This is a genomic window from Noviherbaspirillum soli, assembly GCF_015352955.1.
In the GTDB taxonomy this organism is placed as follows: domain Bacteria; phylum Pseudomonadota; class Gammaproteobacteria; order Burkholderiales; family Burkholderiaceae_D; genus Noviherbaspirillum_A; species Noviherbaspirillum_A soli.
Genome location: NZ_JACYOX010000026.1, coordinates 50306 through 71812 on the forward strand (window position 1 = coordinate 50306; position 21507 = coordinate 71812).

General features: G+C 64.3%; 28 protein-coding genes. 2 read left to right on the plus strand and 26 right to left on the minus strand.

What is annotated here, in order from left to right; genetic code table 11:
* Positions 1-7: 7 nt before the first annotated feature.
* A complete protein-coding gene (locus IGW04_RS17390; protein ID WP_323744874.1) occupies positions 8-760 on the minus strand; it encodes a Nif3-like dinuclear metal center hexameric protein in 753 nt (250 codons plus the stop codon).
* Positions 761-796: 36 nt separating this feature from the next.
* On the opposite strand from IGW04_RS17390, the gene IGW04_RS17395 reads away from it, so the two are divergent.
* Positions 797-1975: a Do family serine endopeptidase gene (locus IGW04_RS17395; protein ID WP_194714349.1), complete on the plus strand. Its 1179-nt coding sequence runs from the start codon at positions 797-799 to the stop codon at positions 1973-1975.
* A 2-nt stretch (positions 1976-1977) separates the two neighbouring features.
* Positions 1978-2655 (plus strand): DUF2461 domain-containing protein, encoded by a 678-nt coding sequence (locus tag IGW04_RS17400; RefSeq protein WP_194714350.1) that lies wholly within the window; start codon positions 1978-1980, stop codon positions 2653-2655.
* 38 nt (positions 2656-2693) lie between these two features.
* Here IGW04_RS17400 and tatC read toward each other — a convergent pair whose 3' ends face one another.
* The 25 genes from tatC to IGW04_RS17525 all read right to left on the minus strand — a co-directional run bounded on the left by tatC (position 2694) and on the right by IGW04_RS17525 (position 21459).
* Positions 2694-3473, minus strand: a complete 780-nt coding sequence (gene tatC / locus IGW04_RS17405; RefSeq protein WP_194714351.1) for a twin-arginine translocase subunit TatC — start codon at positions 3471-3473, stop codon at positions 2694-2696.
* Positions 3474-3977: a Sec-independent protein translocase protein TatB gene (tatB, locus tag IGW04_RS17410; protein WP_194714352.1), complete on the minus strand. Its 504-nt coding sequence runs from the start codon at positions 3975-3977 to the stop codon at positions 3474-3476.
* Positions 3978-4007: 30 nt separating this feature from the next.
* Positions 4008-4229: a Sec-independent protein translocase subunit TatA gene (tatA, locus tag IGW04_RS17415; RefSeq protein ID WP_194714353.1), complete on the minus strand. Its 222-nt coding sequence runs from the start codon at positions 4227-4229 to the stop codon at positions 4008-4010.
* Between the two features lie 58 nt (positions 4230-4287).
* Complete coding sequence (locus IGW04_RS17420; protein ID WP_194714354.1) at positions 4288-4659, minus strand: histidine triad nucleotide-binding protein; 372 nt, start codon at positions 4657-4659, stop codon at positions 4288-4290.
* 55 nt (positions 4660-4714) lie between these two features.
* On the minus strand, positions 4715-5059 hold the full coding sequence (locus IGW04_RS17425; protein ID WP_194714355.1) for a phosphoribosyl-ATP diphosphatase: 345 nt from the start codon (positions 5057-5059) through the stop codon (positions 4715-4717).
* Positions 5060-5074: 15 nt separating this feature from the next.
* Complete coding sequence (hisI, locus tag IGW04_RS17430) at positions 5075-5479, minus strand: phosphoribosyl-AMP cyclohydrolase (RefSeq protein ID WP_194714356.1); 405 nt, start codon at positions 5477-5479, stop codon at positions 5075-5077.
* Entirely contained in the window at positions 5476-6240 is a 765-nt protein-coding gene (hisF, locus tag IGW04_RS17435; protein ID WP_194714357.1) for an imidazole glycerol phosphate synthase subunit HisF, read from the minus strand. Before hisF ends, hisI begins: the two co-directional genes overlap by 4 nt.
* A 2-nt stretch (positions 6241-6242) precedes the next feature.
* Positions 6243-7028: a 1-(5-phosphoribosyl)-5-[(5-phosphoribosylamino)methylideneamino]imidazole-4-carboxamide isomerase gene (hisA, locus tag IGW04_RS17440; protein WP_194714358.1), complete on the minus strand. Its 786-nt coding sequence runs from the start codon at positions 7026-7028 to the stop codon at positions 6243-6245.
* Between the two features lie 57 nt (positions 7029-7085).
* Positions 7086-7724 carry an imidazole glycerol phosphate synthase subunit HisH gene (hisH, locus tag IGW04_RS17445; RefSeq protein WP_194714359.1) on the minus strand — a complete coding sequence of 213 codons (639 nt, stop codon included), beginning with the start codon at positions 7722-7724 and terminating at the stop codon, positions 7086-7088.
* Positions 7725-7751: 27 nt separating this feature from the next.
* The gene (gene hisB, locus IGW04_RS17450) at positions 7752-8348 is read right to left on the minus strand and encodes an imidazoleglycerol-phosphate dehydratase HisB (RefSeq protein ID WP_194714360.1); all 597 of its coding nucleotides are present in this window, start codon (positions 8346-8348) and stop codon (positions 7752-7754) included.
* A 12-nt stretch (positions 8349-8360) separates the two neighbouring features.
* Positions 8361-9449: a histidinol-phosphate transaminase gene (gene hisC, locus IGW04_RS17455; RefSeq protein ID WP_194714361.1), complete on the minus strand. Its 1089-nt coding sequence runs from the start codon at positions 9447-9449 to the stop codon at positions 8361-8363.
* Complete coding sequence (locus IGW04_RS17460) at positions 9440-10246, minus strand: DNA-methyltransferase (RefSeq protein WP_194714362.1); 807 nt, start codon at positions 10244-10246, stop codon at positions 9440-9442. The genes hisC and IGW04_RS17460 overlap by 10 nt, the downstream gene beginning before the upstream one ends.
* A 15-nt stretch (positions 10247-10261) precedes the next feature.
* Positions 10262-11578 carry a histidinol dehydrogenase gene (hisD, locus tag IGW04_RS17465; RefSeq protein WP_194714363.1) on the minus strand — a complete coding sequence of 439 codons (1317 nt, stop codon included), beginning with the start codon at positions 11576-11578 and terminating at the stop codon, positions 10262-10264.
* Positions 11579-11594: 16 nt separating this feature from the next.
* Positions 11595-12242, minus strand: a complete 648-nt coding sequence (hisG, locus tag IGW04_RS17470; RefSeq protein WP_194714364.1) for an ATP phosphoribosyltransferase — start codon at positions 12240-12242, stop codon at positions 11595-11597.
* Positions 12239-13492 carry a UDP-N-acetylglucosamine 1-carboxyvinyltransferase gene (gene murA / locus IGW04_RS17475; protein WP_194714365.1) on the minus strand — a complete coding sequence of 418 codons (1254 nt, stop codon included), beginning with the start codon at positions 13490-13492 and terminating at the stop codon, positions 12239-12241. The genes hisG and murA overlap by 4 nt, the downstream gene beginning before the upstream one ends.
* Positions 13492-13728 (minus strand): BolA family protein, encoded by a 237-nt coding sequence (locus IGW04_RS17480; protein WP_194714388.1) that lies wholly within the window; start codon positions 13726-13728, stop codon positions 13492-13494. The genes murA and IGW04_RS17480 overlap by 1 nt, the downstream gene beginning before the upstream one ends.
* A 56-nt stretch (positions 13729-13784) precedes the next feature.
* Complete coding sequence (locus IGW04_RS17485; RefSeq protein WP_194714366.1) at positions 13785-14540, minus strand: ABC transporter permease; 756 nt, start codon at positions 14538-14540, stop codon at positions 13785-13787.
* Positions 14537-15442 carry an ABC transporter ATP-binding protein gene (locus IGW04_RS17490; protein ID WP_194714367.1) on the minus strand — a complete coding sequence of 302 codons (906 nt, stop codon included), beginning with the start codon at positions 15440-15442 and terminating at the stop codon, positions 14537-14539. Before IGW04_RS17490 ends, IGW04_RS17485 begins: the two co-directional genes overlap by 4 nt.
* A gap of 195 nt (positions 15443-15637) precedes the next feature.
* Positions 15638-15898 (minus strand): STAS domain-containing protein, encoded by a 261-nt coding sequence (locus tag IGW04_RS17495; protein WP_194714368.1) that lies wholly within the window; start codon positions 15896-15898, stop codon positions 15638-15640.
* 2 nt (positions 15899-15900) lie between these two features.
* Entirely contained in the window at positions 15901-16536 is a 636-nt protein-coding gene (locus tag IGW04_RS17500) for an MlaC/ttg2D family ABC transporter substrate-binding protein (RefSeq protein WP_194714369.1), read from the minus strand.
* Positions 16537-16593: 57 nt separating this feature from the next.
* Positions 16594-17523 carry an MlaA family lipoprotein gene (locus IGW04_RS17505; RefSeq protein ID WP_194714370.1) on the minus strand — a complete coding sequence of 310 codons (930 nt, stop codon included), beginning with the start codon at positions 17521-17523 and terminating at the stop codon, positions 16594-16596.
* Positions 17520-17996, minus strand: a complete 477-nt coding sequence (mlaD, locus tag IGW04_RS17510) for an outer membrane lipid asymmetry maintenance protein MlaD (RefSeq protein ID WP_194714371.1) — start codon at positions 17994-17996, stop codon at positions 17520-17522. Before mlaD ends, IGW04_RS17505 begins: the two co-directional genes overlap by 4 nt.
* Before the next feature lie 20 nt (positions 17997-18016).
* Positions 18017-18799 carry a lipid asymmetry maintenance ABC transporter permease subunit MlaE gene (gene mlaE / locus IGW04_RS17515; RefSeq protein WP_194714372.1) on the minus strand — a complete coding sequence of 261 codons (783 nt, stop codon included), beginning with the start codon at positions 18797-18799 and terminating at the stop codon, positions 18017-18019.
* Positions 18796-19599, minus strand: coding sequence for an ABC transporter ATP-binding protein (locus tag IGW04_RS17520; RefSeq protein ID WP_194714373.1), 804 nt, complete (start codon positions 19597-19599; stop codon positions 18796-18798). The genes mlaE and IGW04_RS17520 overlap by 4 nt, the downstream gene beginning before the upstream one ends.
* 396 nt (positions 19600-19995) lie before the next feature.
* Entirely contained in the window at positions 19996-21459 is a 1464-nt protein-coding gene (locus IGW04_RS17525; RefSeq protein ID WP_194714374.1) for a glutamate synthase subunit beta, read from the minus strand.
* Between the last annotated feature and the right edge of the window lie 48 nt (positions 21460-21507).

The following is a 21507-nucleotide window of genomic DNA, read 5'->3' on the forward strand; positions in this document are numbered from 1 at the left end:
GCTGTTCTTAGACCGGATTATCGATATCGATGAAGCGATGCCCGATGCCGAACCGACCGGCGAGATGCTGGCCGAGCGCCTGTATGCCATAACGTTCGGTTGCATGATGGCCGCAGGCCAGATAGGCGACGCCGGTTTCGCGCGCCAGGTGCACGGTCTGCTCCGAGATTTCCCCGCTGAGATAGGTGCCGGCCCCCGCGGCGATGGCATCGTCGAGATAGCCCTGCGCGGCGCCGGTGCACCAGCCGACTTGGCCCAGAGGCTGCCCGGCGTCACCGATGACCATGGGCGATCGCCCCAGCCGCTGCCCGATCAGGCGGGCCAGGTCGCCTACCGTGCTTACCGCGGCGTCTTCCGGCACGCCCAGCCAGCCAAGGTCGTTTTCGCCGAACCGGGACTGCGCGCTCAGGCCGAGTTGCCGTCCCAGCTGGGCGTTGTTGCCCAACTCCGGATGCACATCCAGCGGCAGGTGATAGGCAAACAGATTGACGTCGTTGGCCAGCAGCCGCTTGAGGCGCTGGCGCCGGATGCCGGTAATCCGGCCGTCCTCGCCGCGCCAGAAATAGCCGTGATGCACAAGAATCGCATCGGCGCCTTCCGCCAGGGCGGCGTCGATCAGCGCCGCGCTGGCGGTGACGCCGGTGACGATGCTGGCGATGCGGTCGCGCCCCTCGACCTGCAAACCGTTTGGGCTAAAATCACGGATGCGGTTGATATCAAGCAGACAAGCCAGATAATCCGACAGCGCCCGGCGATCCACGGATGGCTCACTCAATTCATTCACCCTTCTCTCTTTATGCAACGTCTCTGGTTATTGTTTGCCCAAACCGTCACGGTCGGTCTGGCGCTGTGGTTCATTGTAGCGACACTCAAGCCGGACTGGGCGCCGCGCATCCAGGGCGGCGCCCAGCCGGTGACTCTGAATAATGGGAATGTCCCGATGCATGAAGCCACTGCGCCACCCAGGGTGCAGCAGGGCAGCAGCTATCGTGACGCGTCGCAGCGGGCCATGCCCGCGGTGGTCAACATCTTCACCAGCAAGGGCGTGCGCCCGGCGCGCAATCCGCTGCTGGACGACCCCTTCCTGCGCCGCTTCTTTGGCGAGCGCCAGGGCGAGCAGGAAGAAAAGCAGTCCAGCCTGGGCTCGGGCGTGATCGTCAGCTCCGAAGGCTACATCCTGACCAATAACCATGTTGTGGAAGCGGCCGACGAGATCGAGATCGCGCTGGCCGATGGGCGCAAGGCAGCGGCACGCCTGGTCGGCACCGATCCGGAAACCGACCTGGCAGTGATCAAGGTGGATCTGAAGGATCTGCCGACAATCACGCTGGCCCAGATCGAGCAGACCCGCGTCGGCGACGTGGTGCTGGCCATCGGCAATCCGTTCGGCGTCGGCCAGACGGTCACCATGGGCATTGTCTCGGCGCTGGGCCGCAACCACCTGGGCATCAACACTTTCGAGAACTTCATCCAGACCGACGCCGCCATCAATCCCGGCAATTCGGGCGGCGCGCTGGTAGACACCAACGGCAACCTGCTGGGCATCAATACCGCGATCTATTCCCGCACCGGCGGCTCGCTGGGCATCGGTTTCGCCATTCCCGTCACCACGGTAAAGACGGTGATGGAATCCATCATCAAGACCGGGCAGGTAGTGCGCGGCTGGATAGGCGTGGAGCCGCAGGACATCACGCCCGAACTGGCGGAAAGCTTCGGCCTGCAGCGCAAGTCGGGCACCATCATCGCCGGCGTGCTGCGCAACGGTCCCGCCGACCGCGCCGGCATGCGGCCGGGCGACATCCTGGTGGAAGTCGACGGCCGGCCGGTGGACGACACCACCTCGATGCTGAACCTGATCGCCCAGCTGCAGCCTGGCAGGAAAGCCAGCATGAAGGTGCTGCGCAAGAATGCCGAAACCAGCCTGGATGTGACGGTGGGCGTCCGTCCCAAGATGCAGACACGTCCCGCGGAGTGAGCATGCATGTACGCGACCTGAGGCAATACCTGGCCGAGCTGGATGAGAACAACCAGCGCGCCTGGTTCGTGATGAACAAGCCGCGCTACGATATCCTGCGCGCCGAGTTCCTCGAACTGACCACGCGCCTGATCAGGAGCATCTCCCGCTTCGATCCGGCGGTGGCGGCCTGCAACCCGAAGAAGGCGCTGTTTCGCATCAACCGCGACCTGCGCTTTTCACGCGACCCCAAGCCCTACAAGACGCACTTTTCCGCCGCCATCACCGCCAGCGGGCTGAAGAAACCCAGCCAGGGCGGCGGTCCGGCCTATTACTTTCACGTCGATGAAAAGGGCCAGCTGCTGATCGCCGGCGGCGAATACCTGCCGCCGCCCGACCGGCTGCGCCAGATCCGGCGCCAGGTGATTGCCGACGCCGACGGCTTTTCAGCGGTACTCAAAGACCGCAAGCTGCGCGCCGCCTTTGGCGACCTGCAGCAGGAAGGCAAGCTGACGCGGCCGCCCAAGGGTTTCGATGCGGATACGCCGCATGCAGAGTATGTGCGCCACAAGAGCTTCATCGTCTGGAACGAGCGCAGCGTGGACGGCATGACCGGCGACGAACTGGAACAGGTGGTGCTGAGGAATTTCAGGGATGCGCAGCCACTGGTGCAGTGGCTGCGGCAGGTGCCGAACGCGTAAGGAAGCTGCTTTATTGCGGACAGCGAAGCTAGACCGTTTCAGCTGCCGGTGCTGCTGGGATGCTCTTCCGGCGCCTGGGTGGCCCGCACGAACATCGGCGCCAGCAGCAGGCCCAGTTCGAACAGCAGGCACATCGGTACCGCCAGGAACAGCTGGCTCATGATGTCCGGCGGCGTCACCACGGCAGCCACGACGAAGGCGCCGACGATCACATAGGGGCGGATCGCCTTCAGCTTTTCCACGGTCATCAGGTTCATCCGCACCAGCACCACCACCACCACCGGCACCTCGAAGGTGATGCCGAAGGCCAGGCACATGGTCATCACGAAATCGAGATAGTTCTCGATGTCGGGCGCCACGGTAATCGAGCTGGGTGCGAAATCGTAGATGAAGCGGAACACCTTGCCAAACACCAGGAAGTAGCAGAACGCCACGCCCACGATGAACAGGAAGGACGAGGAAATGACCAGCGGCGCAATCAGCCGCTTCTCATGCGCATACAGGCCAGGCGCAACGAAAGCCCAGGCCTGGTACAGCACCCACGGCAGCGAAATGATGAAGGCTGCCAGCAGCGTGACCTTCATCGGCACCATGAAAGGCGTGATCACGCCGGTGGCGATCATCTTCGCGTCGCCGGGCAGCGCGATCATCATTGGCCGGGCAATGAAGTCATAGACCGCGCCCGGACCGGGCCAGACGGCAACCAGCACCAGGAAGACCGCCAGCACCACGGCGACTGCCCTGACCAGGCGGTTGCGCAGTTCGACCAGATGGGAGATGAAGGTGTCCTGCGCGTCGGCTTGTGTGTCTTCAGCCATTTAATGGAACGATTGGGTGGGTTTGCGGCTGCCCGAAGGGCGATACCGGGCGACGCGGGCCGCGCCTGACAGCACGCGCGACCGGCGGCCGTTCTGCCGCTTGTACCAGGACGGCACGGCCGAGGTGCGCGCCAGCTTCTTCCTGCGGAAATCCTTGGCCTTGACCGCATGCTGGTCAGGCGTGGGCGGCTCCATCAGCGGATTGGACGCGCTGGTGAAGTCGTCATTCCAGCCGGTACTGACGGCGTCGCGCACTTCGGCGGCATTCTGCGAGATCGATTGCTCCACCGTGCTGGCTGCCTCGCGCACATCCTGCTGCATCTTGCGGAATTCCTCCAGGTCGATTTCCCGGCTGACTTCCTGCTTGACGTCATTGATGTAGCGCTGGGCGCGGCCAAACAGCGAGCCCGCCATGCGCGCCACGCGCGGCAGTTTCTCCGGCCCGATGACGACCAGCGCCACGACGCCGATCAGGGCAATCTTGGTCAGGCCGAGATCGATCATGCGGCGCTACCGTGCAGAATGCGCATCGGCTCAGGTCCGGTTCTTTTCTTTGGTCTCGACGTCGATGGTGCCCTTGTCGGCCACTGTCGGCGGCGCGCCGGCGACGCGGTCTTCCTCGCCCTTGACGCCATCCTTGAAGCCCTTGACCGCCTTGCCGAGGTCGGAACCCATGTTGCCGATCTTCTTGGTGCCGAATACCAGCATCACGATGACCAGAACGATCAGCCAGTGCCAGACGCTAAATGAACCCATTTGTTTCTCCTTGCGGAACGCTCTGTTCCAGGTTGAATTTGTCCGGAGCGGTCCGGACCTACCGTTGGCCGCGCCAGGGGCGCGGTCCGCCGATCACATGCAGATGAAGATGGTATACCTCTTGTCCACCATCCGGACCAGTATTGAACAGGGTCTTGAAGCCGCCGGAGCCATTGTCGCCGTCATCGGCTTCGTATCCGCAGCCTAATTGTTGCGCCAGCCTTGGCGCGAGAAGCATCATTTTACCCAACAAAGCGGAGTGCTGTTCCGTGCAGTCGGCCAGGGTCGGAATGTGTTGCTTCGGCACAATAAGAACATGCACGGGCGCCGCCGGATTGATGTCATGGAAGGCGATCAGATCCTCGTCTTCATGCACCTTCTTCGAGGGAATCTGACCTGCGGCGATCTTGCAGAAAATACAGTTGTCCAAAACCAGTCTCCGTTGATATTGATGTGCTCGTTCCCGTTCTGTACTGCCGTCTTCCTCAGGCCTTCTGGCCGCGGCTGGCCTTTTCCTCGATGCCCGAGATGCCTTCACGCCGCGCCAGTTCCTTCAGCACATCGTCCGGCGTGAGATTAAACTGCGCCAGCATGACAAGCGTATGAAACCAGAGGTCGGCGCACTCATACAGCACCTTGGAGGCATCGCCGTCGACGCGGGCGTCCTTGGCGGCCATCACGGTTTCGGTGGCTTCCTCGCCGATCTTCTTCAGGATCGCGTCGTCGCCCTTGGCGAACAGCCGGCTGACATAGGATTTCTCCGGGTCGCCGCCGTTGGCCGGCTTGCGTGACTCGATGACTTGCGCCAGGCGGTTCAGGGTGTCGCTCATTGTGCCGCTTTGCCTTTACTTGTAGATGCTGTCGGGATTCTTCAAGACCGGATCGACCGCGACCCACTCGCCTTCGGCCGCGCTGCCCTCGAATTTCTGGAAGAAGCAGGAATGGCGGCCGGTGTGGCAGGCAATGCCGTCCACCTGCTCGACCTTGAGCAGCACCACGTCCTCGTCGCAGTCCAGGCGCAGTTCATGCACCTTCTGCACGTGGCCGGACTCCTCGCCCTTGTGCCACAGCTTCTTGCGCGAGCGGCTCCAGTAAACTGCCTGGCCCGACTCCACCGTACGCGCCAGCGCCTCCCGGTTCATCCAGGCAAACATCAGCACGTCGTTGCTGCCGACTTCCTGGGCAATCACCGGCACCAGGCCGTGCTCGTCCCAGCGCACCTTGTTCAGCCATTTCGCCTTGACGCTCATGCCAGCCTCATCGGTATGCCCTGGCCCGCCATGAACTGCTTGGCTTCCTGCACGGTGTGCTGGCCGTAATGGAAGATGCTGGCTGCCAGCACCGCGTCGGCATGGCCTTTTTTCACGCCGTCGGCCAGGTCCTGCAGGCCGCCCACGCCGCCGGAGGCAATGACCGGGATGGTGATCGCATCCGACACCGCCTGGGTCAGCGCCAGGTCGAAGCCGGAACGGGTGCCGTCGCGGTCCATGCTGGTGAGCAGGATCTCGCCCGCGCCCAGCATCTGCATCCTGCGCGCCCATTCGACCGCGTCCAGGCCGGTGGCCTTGCGCCCACCGTGGGTATAGACCTGCCACTGGTTGTCGCCGGAGCGCTTGGCGTCGATCGCCACCACGATGCATTGCGAGCCGTACTTGTCGGCCGCATCCTGCACCAGCTGCGGGTTGGTCACGGCCGAGGTGTTGATGCTGACCTTGTCGGCGCCGGCGTTGAGCAGCCGCCGCACGTCTTCCACCACGCGCACGCCGCCGCCCACCGTCAGCGGAATGAAGACCTGGGAGGCCACCGCTTCGATGATGTGCAGGATCAGGTCGCGCTCGTCGCTCGATGCGGTGATGTCCAGGAAGGTCAGTTCGTCCGCGCCCTGCTCGTCATAGCGGCGGGCGATTTCCACCGGGTCGCCGGCGTCGCGCAGCTCGACGAAATTGATGCCCTTGACCACCCGTCCGGCGGTGACATCGAGGCAGGGGATGATGCGTTTTGCAAGAGTCATGATCAGTCGGTTTCGCGCTCTTCCACGCCGGAAAGCGCATCCGCCCTTTCCTGCGCCAGGCGCAGGTCCAGCGTGCCTTCGTAAATCGAACGGCCGCAGATCACGCCCTCGATGCCTTCGTCCTGCACCGCGCACAGCGCTTCGACGTCCTTGATGTTGTGCACGCCGCCGGAGGCGATCACGGGGATCGTCATGCTGCGCGCCAGGCGCACGGTGGCATCGATGTTGACGCCGCCCATCATGCCGTCGCGGCCGATGTCGGTGTAGACGATGGCTTCGCAGCCGTAGTCCTCGAACTTCTTGGCCAGGTCCAGTACCTCATGGCCGGAGAGCTTGCTCCAGCCGTCGGTGGCGACCTTGCCGTCCTTGGCATCCAGGCCGACGATGATCTGGCCGGGGAAGGCGCTGCAGGCATCGTGCAGGAAGCCCGGATTCTTCACCGCGGCGGTGCCGATGATGATGTAGGACAGGCCGCCGTCCAGGTAGCGCTCGATGGTGTCGAGATCGCGGATGCCGCCGCCCAGCTGGATCGGGATTTCGTCGACATCGTTGTCGATCGCAAATTCGCGCACCGCCTTGATGATGGACTTGACCGCCAGTTCGTTCTTGGGCTTGCCGGCGAAGGCGCCATTCAGGTCGACCAGGTGCAGACGGCGCGCGCCCTGGGCCAGCCAGTGCCGCGCCATCTCGGCCGGGTCGTCGGAGAATACGGTGGCTTGCTCCATGTCGCCCTGTTTCAGGCGTACGCAATGACCGTCTTTGAGATCGATAGCAGGTATAAGCAGCATGGCTACAGTGAGTGGGACGTTAAGGTTGGTGGTTGGATAAACAAGGGCTGAGCTGGCTCAGGGCTTCCAGTTGGCAAAGTTTCTGTAGAGCTGCAGGCCGGCGGCAGCGCTTTTCTCCGGGTGGAACTGGGTAGCGAAAATATAGTCGCGTCCGACCGCGCATGCAAACGGGCCGCCGTAATCGGTCTCGCCCAGCACATGCGCCGGATTGGCGGGCGCGGCATGGTAGCTGTGGACGAAATAGAAATAATCGTTGTCGGCCACGCCTTCCCACATGGGATGCGGGGCGGTCTGATGCACCCGGTTCCAGCCCATCTGCGGCACCTTGAAGCGCGAGCCGTCATCCTGCAGCCGGCCTTCCAGGTTGAAGCGCACCACCTTGCCCGGCAACAGGCCGAGACAGGGCGTGTCGCCCTCGTCGCTCCAGTCGAACAGCATCTGCTCGCCGACGCACACGCCGAACAGCGGCTTGGTCTGCGAGGCGGCCTTGACCGCTTCTTCCAGGCCGGAGGCGCGCAGGCTGCGCATGCAGTCCGGCATCGCGCCCTGGCCGGGCAGCACCACCCGGTCGGCGGCGCGGATGTCGGCGACTTCGCCGGAAATGCGCACATCGGCTTCCGGCGCGACATGGCGCAGCGCCTGCGCTACCGAGCGCAGGTTGCCCATGCCGTAATCCACTACCACGATCTTGTTCATGTCAGAAATTAAGCTGGTCAGCCGGAATCAGAGGCTGCCCTTGGTCGACGGAATGGTGCCGGCGGCGCGGGCATCGAGTTCGCTGGCCATGCGCAGCGCGCGGCCGAATGCCTTGAAGACGGTTTCGCACTGATGGTGGGCGTTGGCGCCGCGCAGATTGTCGATATGCAGCGTGACCAGCGCATGATTGACGAAGCCCTGGAAGAACTCGCGGGTCAGGTCGACGTCGAAGCCGCCGATCATGGAGCGGGTGAACGGCACATGGAATTCCAGGCCGGGACGGCCGGAAAAGTCGACCACCACCCGCGACAGCGCTTCATCCAGCGGCACATAGGCATGGCCGTAGCGGCGCAGGCCTTTCTTGTCGCCGACCGCCTTGGCCACCGCCTGGCCCAGCGTGATGCCCACGTCTTCCACCGTGTGGTGCGCATCGATATGCAGGTCTCCCTTGGCTTCGACGTCGAGGTCGATCAGGCCGTGGCGGGCGATCTGGTCCAGCATGTGGTCCAGGAAAGGCACGCCGGTGTTGAGATTCTGCTTGCCGCTGCCGTCGAGGTTGATGGCGATGCGGATCTGGGTTTCGTTGGTGTTGCGGACGACTTCCGCAATGCGTGGCGTAGACATGTTTGAACCAGGTTAGGGAGCGAGCGCGGCCTTCAGGGCATTCAGGAACAGGGTGTTTTCTTCCGGGGTGCTGACCGTCACACGCAGGCAATTATGCAGCAAAGCGTGCATTTTACCGACATTTTTGACGAGCACCTTCTGTTCCAGCAGGCGCGCATGCGCCAGCGGCGCATCCAGGCCAGGCCGGGTGATGCGCAGCAGCAGGAAATTGGCGGCCGACGGAAACACCTCGATGCCCGGCAGCGCGGCCAGTTCGGTGGCCACCCGGCTGCGTTCGTCGCGCAGCGCGGCGGCCTGCGTATCCAGCACTTCGCTGTGCTCCAGCACGAATTCGGCGGTGGCCTGGGTCAGCACGTTGATGTTGTACGGCGGGCGCACCTTCTCGAACTGCTCCAGCAGCGCGCCGCTGGCCGACATGTAGCCGAGCCGGATGCCGGCAAGGCCCAGCTTGGAGACGGTGCGCATCACCACCAGGTTGGGAAACTCCGCCAGGCGCGGCATGAAGCTGGCCTGGGCGAACGGCTGGTAAGCCTCGTCGACGATCACGATGCCGGTCTCGCCCACCGCGCGCAGGATGTCGACCATGGCGGCCTCGTCGAACAGGTTGCCGGTCGGGTTGTTCGGATAGGCCAGGTAGGTCACCGCCGGCCGGTGCGCGGCGATGGCGGCCAGCATGGCGTCGCGGTCCAGGCTGAAGTCGGGCCTGAGGTCGACGCCGATGAACTGCAGGCCGGCGAACTGGGCCGACATCGCATACATCACGAAGGCGGGCACCGGCGCCAGCACCTTGGCGCCGGGTTTGGCGCAAGCGACGGATACCATCGAGATCAGTTCATCCGAGCCGTTGCCCAGCACCACGTCATAGCCGGCCGGCACACCGAGCTTGCCGCAAATGCCGGCCTTCAGTTCGGTGTAGGACGGCGTCGGATAGCGGTTCAGCGCCACTTCGGACAGCCGGCGGCCGAGCTCGGCACGCAGCGGCTCGGGCAGCTGGTAAGGGTTTTCCATCGCGTCGAGCTTGACGCAGCCGGCCGCATCCTGCACGTGATAGGCCGACAGGGCAAGGACATCGGGACGGATAAGGTTTTCGATCAGGGACATGGTGTGCTCACGTTGTCGGCGGCGGATTGTTCGGCGGGTTCCAGCGCCGCCAGCCGCTGGTCTATCAGTTTGCAGTAATCGGCGTTCAATTCAAAGCCGACGAAGTCGCGGCCGCAGCGGCGCGCCGCCACCGCGGTGGTGCCGCTGCCCATGAACGGGTCCAGCACCAGGCCGCCGGGCGGGCAGGATGCCTTGATCATGCGCTCGATGATTTCCAGCGGCTTCTGGGTCGGATGGTCGGCCCGCTCCCGGTGTTCCCGGTGCAGGCGCGACACGCTCCAGACGTCCTTCGGGTTGTAGCCCAGCTCCAGCCACTTGGCGCCGACGAAGATCGAGCGCGAGCGCGCCTTCTTGGTCTGGGCGTCATAGGGTATGCGCACCGCGTCGAGGTCGAAGTAATAGTCGCGGGCATTGGCGAAGAAGCCGATGTTGTCATGCACCGAGGAATAGCGGCGGGTGCTGCCGCCCATGGACGGCACCCGGCGGTCCCAGACGATCTCGTTGATCATGGTCATGCGCTGCTTGAGCATCACGAACACTTCCGGCGAATAGCGCCAGGTCAGGAACACGTACAGGCTGCCGCCGGCCCTGAGCTTGGGCAGGGCGGCGTCGACCCAGGCTTCGGTCCATTCCAGGTAGGCCGCGCTTTCCATGCGGTCGGAGTCGTTGCCGTAGTCCTTGCCGAGGTTGTACGGCGGATCGGCGATGATCAGGTCCACCGCGCCGTCGGGCAGGCGCGCGATGCCGGCCAACGCGTCTTCGCAGAAAACGCGGTTGCGCCAGTTATCGTTGTCCAACGGCCTGCCCGCGCATCATTTCTTGTAGCGGTATTCGGCGGAGCGGGCATGCGCCTGCAGGCCTTCGCCGTAGGCCAGCTCGGCCGCCACCTGGCCCAGCGTGCGGGCGCCGGCCTCGCTGACCTGGATCACCGACGAGCGCTTCTGGAAGTCGTAGACGCCCAGCGGCGAGGAGAAGCGCGCGGTGCGGGAGGTCGGCAGCACATGGTTGGGGCCGGCGCAGTAGTCGCCGATGGACTCGGACGAGAAGCGGCCGAGGAACATCGCGCCGGCGTGGCGGATGCGGTGCGACCAGGCCAGCGGATTCTCGGCCGAGATCTCCAGGTGCTCGGGCGCGATGAAGTTGGCGATCTCGCAGGCCTCGTTCATGTCGCGCACCTTGACCATCGCGCCGCGGTTGGTCAGCGAGGTGCGGATCACGTCCTTGCGCGGCATTTCTTCCAGCAGGCGGTCCACGCTCTGCTGCACGCGCGCCATGTAGTCGGCGTCCGGGCAAACCAGGATGGACTGCGCCAGTTCGTCATGCTCGGCCTGGGAAAACAGGTCCATCGCCACCCAGTCGGGGTCGGTGCTGCCGTCGCACAGCACCAGGATCTCGGACGGCCCTGCGATCATGTCGATGCCCACCGTGCCGAACACCCGGCGCTTGGCGGCGGCCACATAGGCATTGCCGGGGCCGACGATCTTGTCGACCTGGGGAATGGTGGCCGTGCCATAGGCCAGCGCGCCTACCGCCTGCGCGCCGCCGATGGTGAAGACGCGGTTGACGCCGGCGATCGCGGCGGCGGCCAGCACCAGCTCGTTCTTCACGCCGGCGGGCGTGGGCACCACCATGATGATCTCCTGCACGCCGGCCACATGGGCCGGAATTGCGTTCATCAGCACGGACGAGGGGTAGGCCGCCTTGCCGCCCGGCACATAGATGCCGACCCGGTCCAGCGGCGTCACCTTCTGGCCCAGCACGGTGCCGTCATCCTCGGTGTAGAGGAAGCCGTCGGAACCGCACTCCTCCTTCTGCCGCTCGTGATAGGCGCGCACCCGGTCGGCCGCGATCTGCAGCGCCTCGCGGCGCGCCTCGGGCAGGCCGGCCAGCGCCGCATGCAGCTCGTCCTGGCGGATTTCCAGCGCCTGCATCGAGGCCGCTTCCATCTGGTCGAAGCGGTTGGTGTATTCCAGCACGGCGGCGTCGCCGCGGGCCTTCACATCGGCCAGGATGCCGGCGGCGGCGCGGTCGATCGCGTCATCCTCGCTGGCCTCGAAGGCCAGCACGGCGCGCAGCTGCGCATTGAAATCGGCGTCGGTCGAATCGAGTGTGCGTATCGGTGCGGACATGGCGATAGAGGATGGGTTAACGTTTCGACGCCTGCTCGAAGGCGTCGATGATGGGCTGGAGGCGCTCGCGCTTCAATTTCAGCGCGGCCTGGTTCACCACCAGGCGCGAGGAGATATCCATGATGTGCTCGACTTCGACCAGGTGGTTGGCCTTGAGCGTGCTGCCGGTGCTGACCAGGTCGACGATGGCGTCCGACAGGCCGACCAGCGGCGCCAGCTCCATCGAGCCATACAGCTTGATCAGGTCCACATGCACGCCCTTGGCGGCGAAATGCTGGCGCGCCGTCTCGGTGTACTTGGTGGCCACCCGCAGCCGCGCGCCCTGCTTCACCGCGCTGGCATAGTCGAAGCCGGCCGAGACCGCCACCGACATCCGGCAGCGCGCGATGTTGAGGTCGATCGGCTGGTACAGGCCTTCGCCGCCATGCTCCAGCAGCACGTCCTTGCCGGCCACGCCGAAGTCGGCGGCGCCATGCTGCACATAGGTCGGCACGTCGGAAGCGCGCACGATGATCACCCGCAGCGCCTCGTCATTGGTCGGCAGGATCAGCTTGCGCGAGGTTTCCGGGTTCTCGGTCACCGTGATGCCGGCCGCCTGCAGCAGCGGCAGGGTTTCCTCGAAGATGCGGCCCTTGGACAGGGCCAGCGTTAATTGACGATTCATCCGTTCACCCTCTGTATGTCGGCGCCGACGGCGCACAGCTTGACTTCCATGCGGTCATAGCCGCGGTCGAGGTGATAGATGCGGTCGACCAGGGTTTCGCCGCGGGCGGCCAGGCCGGCGATCACCAGCGAGGCGGAGGCGCGCAGGTCGGTCGCCATCACCGGCGCGCCGACCAGTTGCGGCACGCCCTCGATGATCGCGGTATGGCCCTCGATGCCGATGCAGGCGCCGAGGCGGTTCATTTCCTGCACATGCATGAAGCGGTTCTCGAAGATGGTTTCGGTGACGCGGCTGTTGCCTTCGGCGATGCAGTTCAGCGCCATGAACTGGGCCTGCATGTCGGTCGGGAAACCGGGGTATTCGGTGGTGCGGAAGCTGACTGCCTTCGGCCGCGCCGCCATCTGGGCGCGGATCCAGTCCGGGCCGCTGGTCAGCACCACGCCGGCTTCGCGCAGCTTGTCGAGCGCGACGTCGAGGATGTCGGTGCGCACGTTGGTCAGCGTCACGTCGCCGCCGGCGGCGGCCACCGCGCACAGGAAGGTGGCGGTTTCCACACGGTCGGGAATCACCGCATGCGAGGCGCCATGCAGGCTGGGCACGCCCTGGATCACCAGGCGGTCGGTGCCGATGCCGGAAATCTGCGCGCCCATGGCCACCAGCAGGTTGGCCAGATCCGTCACTTCCGGTTCGCGCGCGGCGTTTTCCAGCACGGTCTCGCCTTCGGCCAGGGTGGCGGCCATCAGCAGGTTCTCGGTGCCGGTGACGGTGATCATGTCGGTGACGATGCGCGCGCCGCGGAGCTTCTTGGCGCGGGCATGGATATAGCCGGCCTCGATCTGGATCTCGGCGCCCATCGCCCGCAGGCCCTTGATGTGCTGGTCGACCGGACGCGAACCGATCGCGCAGCCGCCCGGCAGCGAGACGCGGGCTTCGCCGAAGCGCGCCACCAGCGGCCCCAGCACCAGGATGGCGGCGCGCATGGTCTTCACCATTTCATACGGCGCCTCGAGCTTGTCGATGCGGCCGCCGTTGAGAGCAATGCGATCGCCCTCTTCCTCTGCGCGCAGGCCCATCTGGCGCAGCAGTTTCAGCATGGTGGCCACGTCCTGCAGGCGCGGCACGTTGGACAGCTGCACGGTGTCGGCCGTCAGCAGGCCGGCGCACAGGATGGGCAGCGCCGCATTCTTTGCGCCGGAAATGGCGATGTCGCCAGCCAGGCGCTTGCCGCCCGTGATTAACAGTTTTTGCATTACGTTTGAAATTCGTCAGGGGTCAGCGTCTTCATCGACAAGGCATGGATTTCCTCGCGCATGCGGTCGCCCAGGGCCGCATAGACCAGTTGATGGCGCTGGATCAGGCGCTTGCCGGCAAAGGCCGGCGACACGATGACGGCGGTGAAATGCTGGCCGTCGCCTTCGACCTCCAGGTGGGTGCAGTCGAGGCCGGCGGCGATATAGCTCTTCACGAGCTCGGGGGTGGGCAACATGATTTCTGCCTTGTTGAGGTTGATGATGGTCGAGCGCATTGCGTTGTGTTCGATGGTCAATGGCGCAGCTTGTAGCCGCTCTTGAGCATGGTGATGGCAACGCCGGCGAGCACCACGAAGAAGGTGGTCACGATCGCAAAGCTGATGCCGGGCGCCACGTCGGAATGGCCGAAGAAACCGTAGCGAAAGCCGTCAATCATATAAAAAAACGGATTGGCGTGCGACACCGCCAGCCAGAAAGGCGGCAGCGAGTGTATCGAATAGAACACGCCGGCCAGGAAGGTTGCCGGCATGATCAGGAAATTCTGGAAAGCGGCCAGCTGGTCGAATTTCTCCGCCCAGATGCCGGCGATCAGGCCCATGGTGGCCAGGATCGCCGAGCCCAGCAGCGCAAAGGCGAAGATCCACAGCGGCGCGACAAAGGACAGGTGGGCGAACCAGGCGGTGATGACGAACACGCCCAGGCCGACCGCCAGGCCGCGCACCATGGCCGCCAGCACATAGGCGCTGAACATTTCCCAATGCGACAGCGGCGGCAGCAGGATGAACACCAGGTTGCCGGTGATCTTGGACTGGATCAGCGACGACGAGGAATTGGCGAAGGCATTCTGCAGCACGCTCATCATCACCAGCCCCGGCACCAGGAAGGCGGTGTAGGAGACGCCCGGATAGACCTCGACCCGGCCTTCCAGCACCTGGCCGAAGATCAGCAGGTAGAGCATGGCGGTGACGATGGGCGCGGTCAGGGTTTGCGTGGCGACCTTCCAGAAACGCAAGACTTCCTTGTAGAACAGCGTGCGAAAGCCCGTCATTTGCTGCCTTCCATGATTTCAATGAACACATCTTCCAGGTCAGCCTGGTGCAGCTGCATGTCCTCGATCTGCGCGCCGTTCTGGCGCAGTGTGGCGAGTATCGGCTCGACATCGGCATAGTCGGCGATGCGGAACACATACTTGTTGCTGCCCGGCTCGGCCGGATGCGACAGCAGCGGCGCCAGCGAGCCAGGGAATTCGCCGGCCAGCTGCACTTCCAGCTGCGAGCCGGAAATGCGGCGGATCAGCGCGGCGGTGGAATCGAGCGCCACCACCTTGCCGCCGCGCAGCATGGCGATGCGGTTGCACAGCGCCTGCGCCTCTTCCAGGTAGTGGGTGGTCAGCACCACCGTATGGCCTTCCCGGTTCAGGCGCGAGACGAACTTCCACAGGGTCTGGCGCAGTTCGACGTCGACGCCGGCGGTCGGCTCGTCGAGCACGATGACCGGCGGCTTGTGCACCAGCGCCTGCGCGACCAGCACCCGGCGCTTCATGCCGCCGGACAGCGCGCGCATGTTGGCATCGGCCTTGTTGGTCAGGTCGAGGTTGTGCATGATCTCGTCGATCCAGTCGTCGTTCTTTTTCAGCCCGAAGTAGCCGGACTGCATGCGCAGGGTTTCGCGCACGGTGAAAAAGGGATCGAACACCAGTTCCTGCGGCACCACGCCAAGCAGGCTGCGCGCCTGGCGGTAATCGCGGACCACGTCGTGGCCCATGATCTTCACGCTGCCGGAATCGGCGCGGTTCAGGCCGGCGAGGATGGAAATGAGCGTGGTCTTGCCGGCGCCATTGGGCCCCAGCAATCCGAAAAACTCGCCTTCCTCGATGGAGAATGTGACGCCGCCCAGGGCTTGCAGCGTGCCGTAGCGTTTCTTTACCTGGTCTATCTGAATGGCGGCCATGCGGGCTTCATTGTTGTTGCGGATGAACCGGCGCAGGAAAAGCCGGCCGGTGAAAGGGCTTGATTATAGGGGATTTCCGCACAGGCACTCCGGGCCGGGCTGCGGGAGGCAAGCGGCGGGCCGTTCGCCAGGAGGATGGAGGCTGTATGTTGCCTGCCCACACCAGGCCGCGCAGCCAACTGCGCGGCCGCGATGCTAGGAAAGCTGCAGGAGTTCAGCCACGCCGTACAGTTGCGCCAGGCTGCGCAGGCTGTCTGGCGCATTGCGCAGGGCCAGCGGCGCATTGCGCGCCGCCGCCGCCCGCTTCCAGGCCAGCAGGGTGGCCACCGCCGAGGAATCGACCGTGGACATGCGGGCCAGGTCGATCTCGGCCTGGCCGCCGGCGATCGCCTGCAGGCCTGCGCCCAGTACGGCCCTGGCGTCGGCCAGGGTCAGCGATTCGGCTGGCTGGTACATGCTCAGGATTTCGCGTTCCTGGCGATGCCGTTGGCCGACAGCTTCTTGTTGCGCTCTGCCAGGGTCTTGATCAGGCCGTCGATGCCGCCCTTGCTGATCTCGCTGGCGAAGTTGCCCTTGTAGGTTTCCACCAGCCAGGCGCCGAGCACGTTCAGGTCATAGATCTTCCAGGTATTGCCAGCCTTGGTCAGGCGGTAATTGAGCTGGATCGGCTCGCCGCGCTGCTGCACTACCTGCGAACGCACTTCCACCTCGGTGTCGGACGGGTCGTTGCGCATCGGCTTGAATTCCAGATGCTGGTCGCGGATCTGGGCGATCGCGCCGGCATAGGTATAGACCAGCAGGTCACGGAATTCCTCGGTCAGCCGCTTCTGCTGTTCCGGCGTGGCTTCGCGCCAGTGACGGCCGGCGGCGAGCGCCGTCATGCGCTGAAAGTCGACGTTGGGCAGTATCTTGCTCTGCACCACGTCCAGGATCTTCTGCTGGTTGCCGCTCTGGATGTCCTTGTCGCTCTTGGCCGTTTCCAGCACTTCCTGGCTGATGCGCTTGATGAACACGTCCGGCGCTTCCTGGGCGACGGCGGCGCCGGTGAAGCCCAGCATGCCAAGGGTGATAATTGCGATGAATTTTTTAAACATGATTTTTTTCCTGAAATTGACAGTGACAGCGGCATGCCTGCCCGCACGCCGTCACGATTACTTGCGGGTGTCCCCGCCGGGGGCGGGAATGAATGCCGGCTGGCTGCCGCTGGCGGCAGGTGCGGCCGGCGCCTTTTCCTGTTGGGCATCGCCCCTGGTCGACGGTTCCGCAGATGGGGCTGCCGAACCGCCATTCAATGACGAACCATTGTCCGTTTTCGAATCCGGGTCCTCGTCGTCGGGCAGCGCGCGGTAGACCGAGTCGGCGCCGCGTTCGCGGTTGCTGCTGATCTTGCCGGCGCGGCGCTGCAGATAGGCGTCGCGGATGAATTCATAGCGGTCCAGCGCGGCATCCTCGATCAGGTTGGACGCGTCCAGCACGCCGGCGCGCAGGTCGATCACGCGCAGCGCGGTGCCGAGGTAGCGGGTGGCGTCGGGCGTTACGTAGGTCCACGGGTTGCCGGCGAAATCGGCGGGCAATGCCGCCGAGTCGCGCACGGTGGACGAACCGAGCAGCGGCAGCACGACATAGGGCCCGGACTGCACGCCCCAGACGCCCAGGGTGGCGCCGAAGTCCTGGCTATGCTTGGGCAGGCCGGCATCGCTGCTGATGTCGATCAGGCCGGCAAGGCCGAAGGTGGAATTGATGGTGAAGCGCATCACGTCCGAGACGCCATCGGCCACCCTGCCCTGCAGCAGATTGTTGACCGCGGTCCAGACATCGCCGAGGTTGCCAAAGAAGTTGTAGACGCCGGTCTGCATGAAGGAAGGCACCACGCGCTTGTAGGCGATGGCCGCCGGCTTCAGGGCGTACTGGTCCACCTTGTCGTTGAAGTTGAACATCGTCCGGTTGAACTTCTCGAACGGGTCCACCGGGTTCCGCGCGGAAGCCTCGGAACCGGTGGAGCCCGTGGAACCTGTGGTGGCGCAGCCGGACAGGATGGTGACCACGCAGAGCGCAAGCAGGGGACGGCCCAGGGTATTCATTGTTTTTGTTCCTCTTTCCCTTCAGCAGCCTTGCTGAAGAGGAATTGACTGATCAGATTTTCCAGCACGATCGCGGACTGCGTCATGGTGATGCGGTCGCCCTGGGCGAGATTGTTGGTGTCGCCGCCGGGCTCCAGGCCGATGTACTGCTCGCCCAGCAGGCCCGAGGTCAGGATCTTGGCCGAGCTGTCCTTCGGGAACGGGTAGCCGCTCTGCATCTTCAGCCTGACTTCCGCCTGGAAGGTCTTGCTGTTCAGGCCGATGTTGTCTACCCGGCCGACCACCACGCCGGCGCTCTTGACCGGCGCGCCGGGCTTTAAGCCGCCGATGTTGTCGAAGCGCGCCGTCACCTCATAGGTCTTGGCGAAGGAAATGGAGCTCATGTTGCCGGCCTTTAGCGCCAGGAACAGCAAGGCGGCCGCGCCCAGCACCACGAACAGGCCAACCCAGACATCCAGAGATTTACGTTGCATGCTTACACCCTTCGAAACCGTTATGTATTGAACATCAGCGCCGTGAGCAGGAAGTCCAGCGCCAGCACGGTGAGCGAGCCGATCACCACGGTCCGCGTGGTGGCGCGGGCAACGCCTTCCGGCGTCGGGCGGGCTTCATAACCCTGGTAGAGGGCGATGAACGTCACCGCTATGCCGAAAACAATGCTCTTGATGACGCCATTGGCAATGTCCTTGAAGATATCGACGCCACCCTGCATCTGCGACCAGAAAGCGCCCTCGTCGACGCCGATCAGCAGCACGCCGACCACGTAGCCGCCCAGGATGCCCACCGCGCTGAAGATCGCGGCCAGGATGGGCATGGCGATCACGCCGGCCCAGAACCGTGGCGCCAGCACCCGCTGCAGCGGATTGACCGCCATCATTTCCATCGCCGCCAGCTGCTCGCCCGCCTTCATCAGGCCGATCTCGGCCGTCAGCGAGGTGCCGGCGCGGCCGGCGAACAGCAACGCGGTCACTACCGGACCCAGTTCCCGGGTCAGCGACAGCGCCACCAGCAGGCCCAGCGCCTGCTCGGAGCCGTATTTGTTCAGGGTGTAGTAACCCTGCAGGCCCAGCACGAAGCCGACGAACAGGCCGGAAACGCCGATGATGACTAGCGAATAATTGCCGATGAAATGAATCTGGTCGGTGACCAGGCGAAAGCGCCGCAGCAGGCCGCCCGACGCGCCCAGCACCGCGAAAAAGGTGCGGGTGCCGTAGCCCAGGTTGACGATGAATTCGCGAACGCCGCGTCCGATCGCGGCCAGGAAAGCCAGGATCATGGACGCGCTCCCAGGCCGAGATCGTCGGCCAGGCTGCGGCCGGGATAATGAAAAGGCACCGGGCCGTCGGCCTCGGCATGGACGAACTGCTTCACATACGGGTCGCTCGATGCCAGCATCTGCTGCGGCGTGCCGTGGGCGACGATTTTTCCCTGTGACAGGAAATACACATAGTCGGCGATCGAGAACGACTCATGCACGTCGTGCGACACCAGGATGGAGGTCGAGCCCAGCGCATCGTTCAGGCGGCGGATCAGGTTGGCGGTCACGCCCATCGAGATCGGGTCGAGCCCGGCGAACGGCTCATCGTACATAATCAGCTGCGGGTCCAGCGCGACTGCCCGCGCCAGCGCGACCCGGCGCGCCATGCCGCCGGAAATCTCGGCGGGTTTCAGCATGGCTGCATTGCGCAGGCCGACCGCATGCAGCTTCATCAGCACCAGGTCGCGCAGCAGCTCGTCCGGCAGGTCGGCATTCTCGCGCAGCGGAAAGGCCACGTTATCGAACACGGTGAGGTCGGTGAACAGCGCGCCGTGCTGGAACAGCATGCCGATGCGCCGGCGCATCTGGTAGAGCGCCGCCTGGTTGCGGGTATCGACCGCCTTGCCGTCCACCGTGACGCTACCCCGGGTGGGCGCAAGCTGCCCGCCAATCAGGCGCAGGATGGTGGTCTTGCCCGATCCGGAACCGCCCATCACCGCGATCACCTTGCCGCGTGGGAAATCCATTTCCAGCCCGGACAGGATGGGTCGGTCTCCATAGGCAAAATGCAGGTCGCGAATTTCTACGAGATTGGACACGGGTCGTGGCGGAATTTAAAAATACGTGATTGTAGAGCAGAAAGCCGCTCAGGCTTGGAGCGCCAGCTAACGCTGACCGGCAAATTCTGCCTGCAAGAAGGAATGCGCTTAGTTGCAATTAAGAAATCCTGTTGCGCATCGCGAATGGCGGGACACCATGACGTTCACCGCCCCCTTGCCTTCGAAGCAACTGCAAGAGGTTGGCGATAGCGACACTTCCGAAAAAAATTCCCTGGAAACAACAAGTTTTTAATTGCAGCAATCTACTGACTCGACAGCAAAACCGCCGGATTATAACCTTTCCTGTAGCCAAGCTGCTCGCAGCCTACGGGGGAGGCATTCCGCAAAGGAAAAAGCCTGCTTGCGCAGGCTTTTAATACGAGCGAGGACGCCGTATCAGCGCGGCAGCACCGACGAGCCCATCAGGAACTCGTCCACTGCGCGGGCGCACTGCCTGCCTTCGCGGATCGCCCAGACCACCAGCGACTGGCCGCGACGCACGTCGCCGGCGGCGAACACCTTGTCGACCGAGGTCTTGTAGCAGGTATCGCCTTCGGTGCTGGCGCGGGCGTTGCCGCGGGCATCCTTGTCGACGCCGAACGCATCCAGCACCTGCTGCACCGGCGACACGAAGCCCATGGCCAGCAGCACCAGGTCGGCCTTCAGTTCGAATTCCGAATCCGGCACTTCCTGCATGCGGCCGTCCTTCCACTCGACGCGGGCGGCGATCAGCTTCTCGACCTTGCCGTTCTTGCCTTCCAGGCGCTTGGTAGCCACCGCCCAGTCGCGCTCGCAGCCTTCCTCGTGGGAGGACGAGGTGCGCAGCTTGGTCGGCCAGTACGGCCATACCAGCGGCTTGTTTTCCTGCTCGGGCGGCTGCGGCAGCAGTTCGAACTGCACCACCGATGCCGCGCCATGGCGGTTGGAGGTGCCGACGCAGTCGGAGCCGGTGTCGCCGCCGCCGATCACGACCACATGCTTGCCGGTGGCCTTGATCTGGTCCTTGAGCTTGTCGCCGGCATTGACCTTGTTCTGCAGCGGCAGGAAGTCCATCGCGAAATGCACGCCGGCCAATTCGCGGCCGGGCACCGGCAGGTCGCGCGGCTGCTCGGCGCCGCCGGCGATGATCACCGCGTCGAACTCTGCGTTCAGCTGTTCCGGCGAGACCGTTTCCTTGGCCCAGTTGGTGACGTTGGCCGGGAAGTCCTTGCCCACCAGCACGCCGGTACGGAAGGTCACGCCTTCGGCCTTCATCTGCTCGACGCGGCGGTCGATATGGGACTTTTCCATCTTGAAGTCGGGAATGCCATAGCGCAGCAGGCCGCCGACCCGGTCATTCTTCTCGAACACGGTCACGTCGTGGCCGACGCGGGCCAGCTGCTGGGCCGCGGCCATGCCGGCCGGGCCGGAACCGACGACGGCGACCTTCTTGCCAGTCTTGTTCTCGGCCGGCAGCGGTACCACCCAGCCGTTTTCCCAGCCCTTGTCGATGATGAAATGCTCGATCGACTTGATGCCCACCGGGTCGTTGTTGATGTTCAACGTGCAGCCGGCCTCGCAGGGCGCCGGGCAGATGCGACCGGTGAACTCCGGGAAGTTGTTGGTCGAATGCAGGTTGTCCAGCGCTTCGCGGTAGGTGCCGCGGTACACCATGTCATTCCAGTCGGGAATGATGTTGTTGACCGGGCAGCTGCTGTTGCAGAAGGGGATGCCGCAGTCCATGCAGCGCGCGCCCTGCACCTTGGCCTGGTCGTCCGACAGGCGGACAGTGAATTCCTTGTAATGCTTGATGCGCGCGGTCGATGGTTCGGCCGCTTCTTGCAGGCGCTGGAACTCCAGAAAGCCGGTTACTTTACCCATTTGTTTTACTCACCTCGTCAACCGCGCGGCGTCGTGCCGCGCGGGATT

Excerpts from the sequence above, each read along its gene's own strand:
- hisC (WP_194714361.1), bottom strand. The coding sequence starts at position 9,449 with ATGTCCCTGATCGAAAACCTTATCCGTCCCGATGTCCTTGCCCTGTCG.
- IGW04_RS17505 (WP_194714370.1), bottom strand. The coding sequence starts at position 17,523 with ATGAATACCCTGGGCCGTCCCCTGCTTGCGCTCTGCGTGGTCACCATC.
- murA (WP_194714365.1), bottom strand. The coding sequence starts at position 13,492 with ATGCAAAAACTGTTAATCACGGGCGGCAAGCGCCTGGCTGGCGACATC.
- hisA (WP_194714358.1), bottom strand. The coding sequence starts at position 7,028 with ATGCTGCTTATACCTGCTATCGATCTCAAAGACGGTCATTGCGTACGC.
- mlaE (WP_194714372.1), bottom strand. The coding sequence starts at position 18,799 with ATGATCCTGGCTTTCCTGGCCGCGATCGGACGCGGCGTTCGCGAATTC.
- tatC (WP_194714351.1), bottom strand. The coding sequence starts at position 3,473 with ATGGCTGAAGACACACAAGCCGACGCGCAGGACACCTTCATCTCCCAT.
- IGW04_RS17480 (WP_194714388.1), bottom strand. The coding sequence starts at position 13,728 with ATGTTGCCCACCCCCGAGCTCGTGAAGAGCTATATCGCCGCCGGCCTC.
- hisG (WP_194714364.1), bottom strand. The coding sequence starts at position 12,242 with ATGAATCGTCAATTAACGCTGGCCCTGTCCAAGGGCCGCATCTTCGAG.
- hisD (WP_194714363.1), bottom strand. The coding sequence starts at position 11,578 with ATGTCCGCACCGATACGCACACTCGATTCGACCGACGCCGATTTCAAT.
- IGW04_RS17425 (WP_194714355.1), bottom strand. The coding sequence starts at position 5,059 with ATGAGCGACACCCTGAACCGCCTGGCGCAAGTCATCGAGTCACGCAAG.
- IGW04_RS17525 (WP_194714374.1), bottom strand. The coding sequence starts at position 21,459 with ATGGGTAAAGTAACCGGCTTTCTGGAGTTCCAGCGCCTGCAAGAAGCG.
- hisB (WP_194714360.1), bottom strand. The coding sequence starts at position 8,348 with ATGTCTACGCCACGCATTGCGGAAGTCGTCCGCAACACCAACGAAACC.
- IGW04_RS17495 (WP_194714368.1), bottom strand. The coding sequence starts at position 15,898 with ATGTACCAGCCAGCCGAATCGCTGACCCTGGCCGACGCCAGGGCCGTA.
- IGW04_RS17500 (WP_194714369.1), bottom strand. The coding sequence starts at position 16,536 with ATGTTTAAAAAATTCATCGCAATTATCACCCTTGGCATGCTGGGCTTC.
- hisI (WP_194714356.1), bottom strand. The coding sequence starts at position 5,479 with ATGAGCGTCAAGGCGAAATGGCTGAACAAGGTGCGCTGGGACGAGCAC.
- IGW04_RS17485 (WP_194714366.1), bottom strand. The coding sequence starts at position 14,540 with ATGACGGGCTTTCGCACGCTGTTCTACAAGGAAGTCTTGCGTTTCTGG.
- hisF (WP_194714357.1), bottom strand. The coding sequence starts at position 6,240 with ATGACTCTTGCAAAACGCATCATCCCCTGCCTCGATGTCACCGCCGGA.
- mlaD (WP_194714371.1), bottom strand. The coding sequence starts at position 17,996 with ATGCAACGTAAATCTCTGGATGTCTGGGTTGGCCTGTTCGTGGTGCTG.
- tatA (WP_194714353.1), bottom strand. The coding sequence starts at position 4,229 with ATGGGTTCATTTAGCGTCTGGCACTGGCTGATCGTTCTGGTCATCGTG.
- IGW04_RS17400 (WP_194714350.1), top strand. The coding sequence starts at position 1,978 with ATGCATGTACGCGACCTGAGGCAATACCTGGCCGAGCTGGATGAGAAC.
- IGW04_RS17395 (WP_194714349.1), top strand. The coding sequence starts at position 797 with ATGCAACGTCTCTGGTTATTGTTTGCCCAAACCGTCACGGTCGGTCTG.
- hisH (WP_194714359.1), bottom strand. The coding sequence starts at position 7,724 with ATGAACAAGATCGTGGTAGTGGATTACGGCATGGGCAACCTGCGCTCG.
- IGW04_RS17490 (WP_194714367.1), bottom strand. The coding sequence starts at position 15,442 with ATGGCCGCCATTCAGATAGACCAGGTAAAGAAACGCTACGGCACGCTG.
- tatB (WP_194714352.1), bottom strand. The coding sequence starts at position 3,977 with ATGATCGATCTCGGCCTGACCAAGATTGCCCTGATCGGCGTCGTGGCG.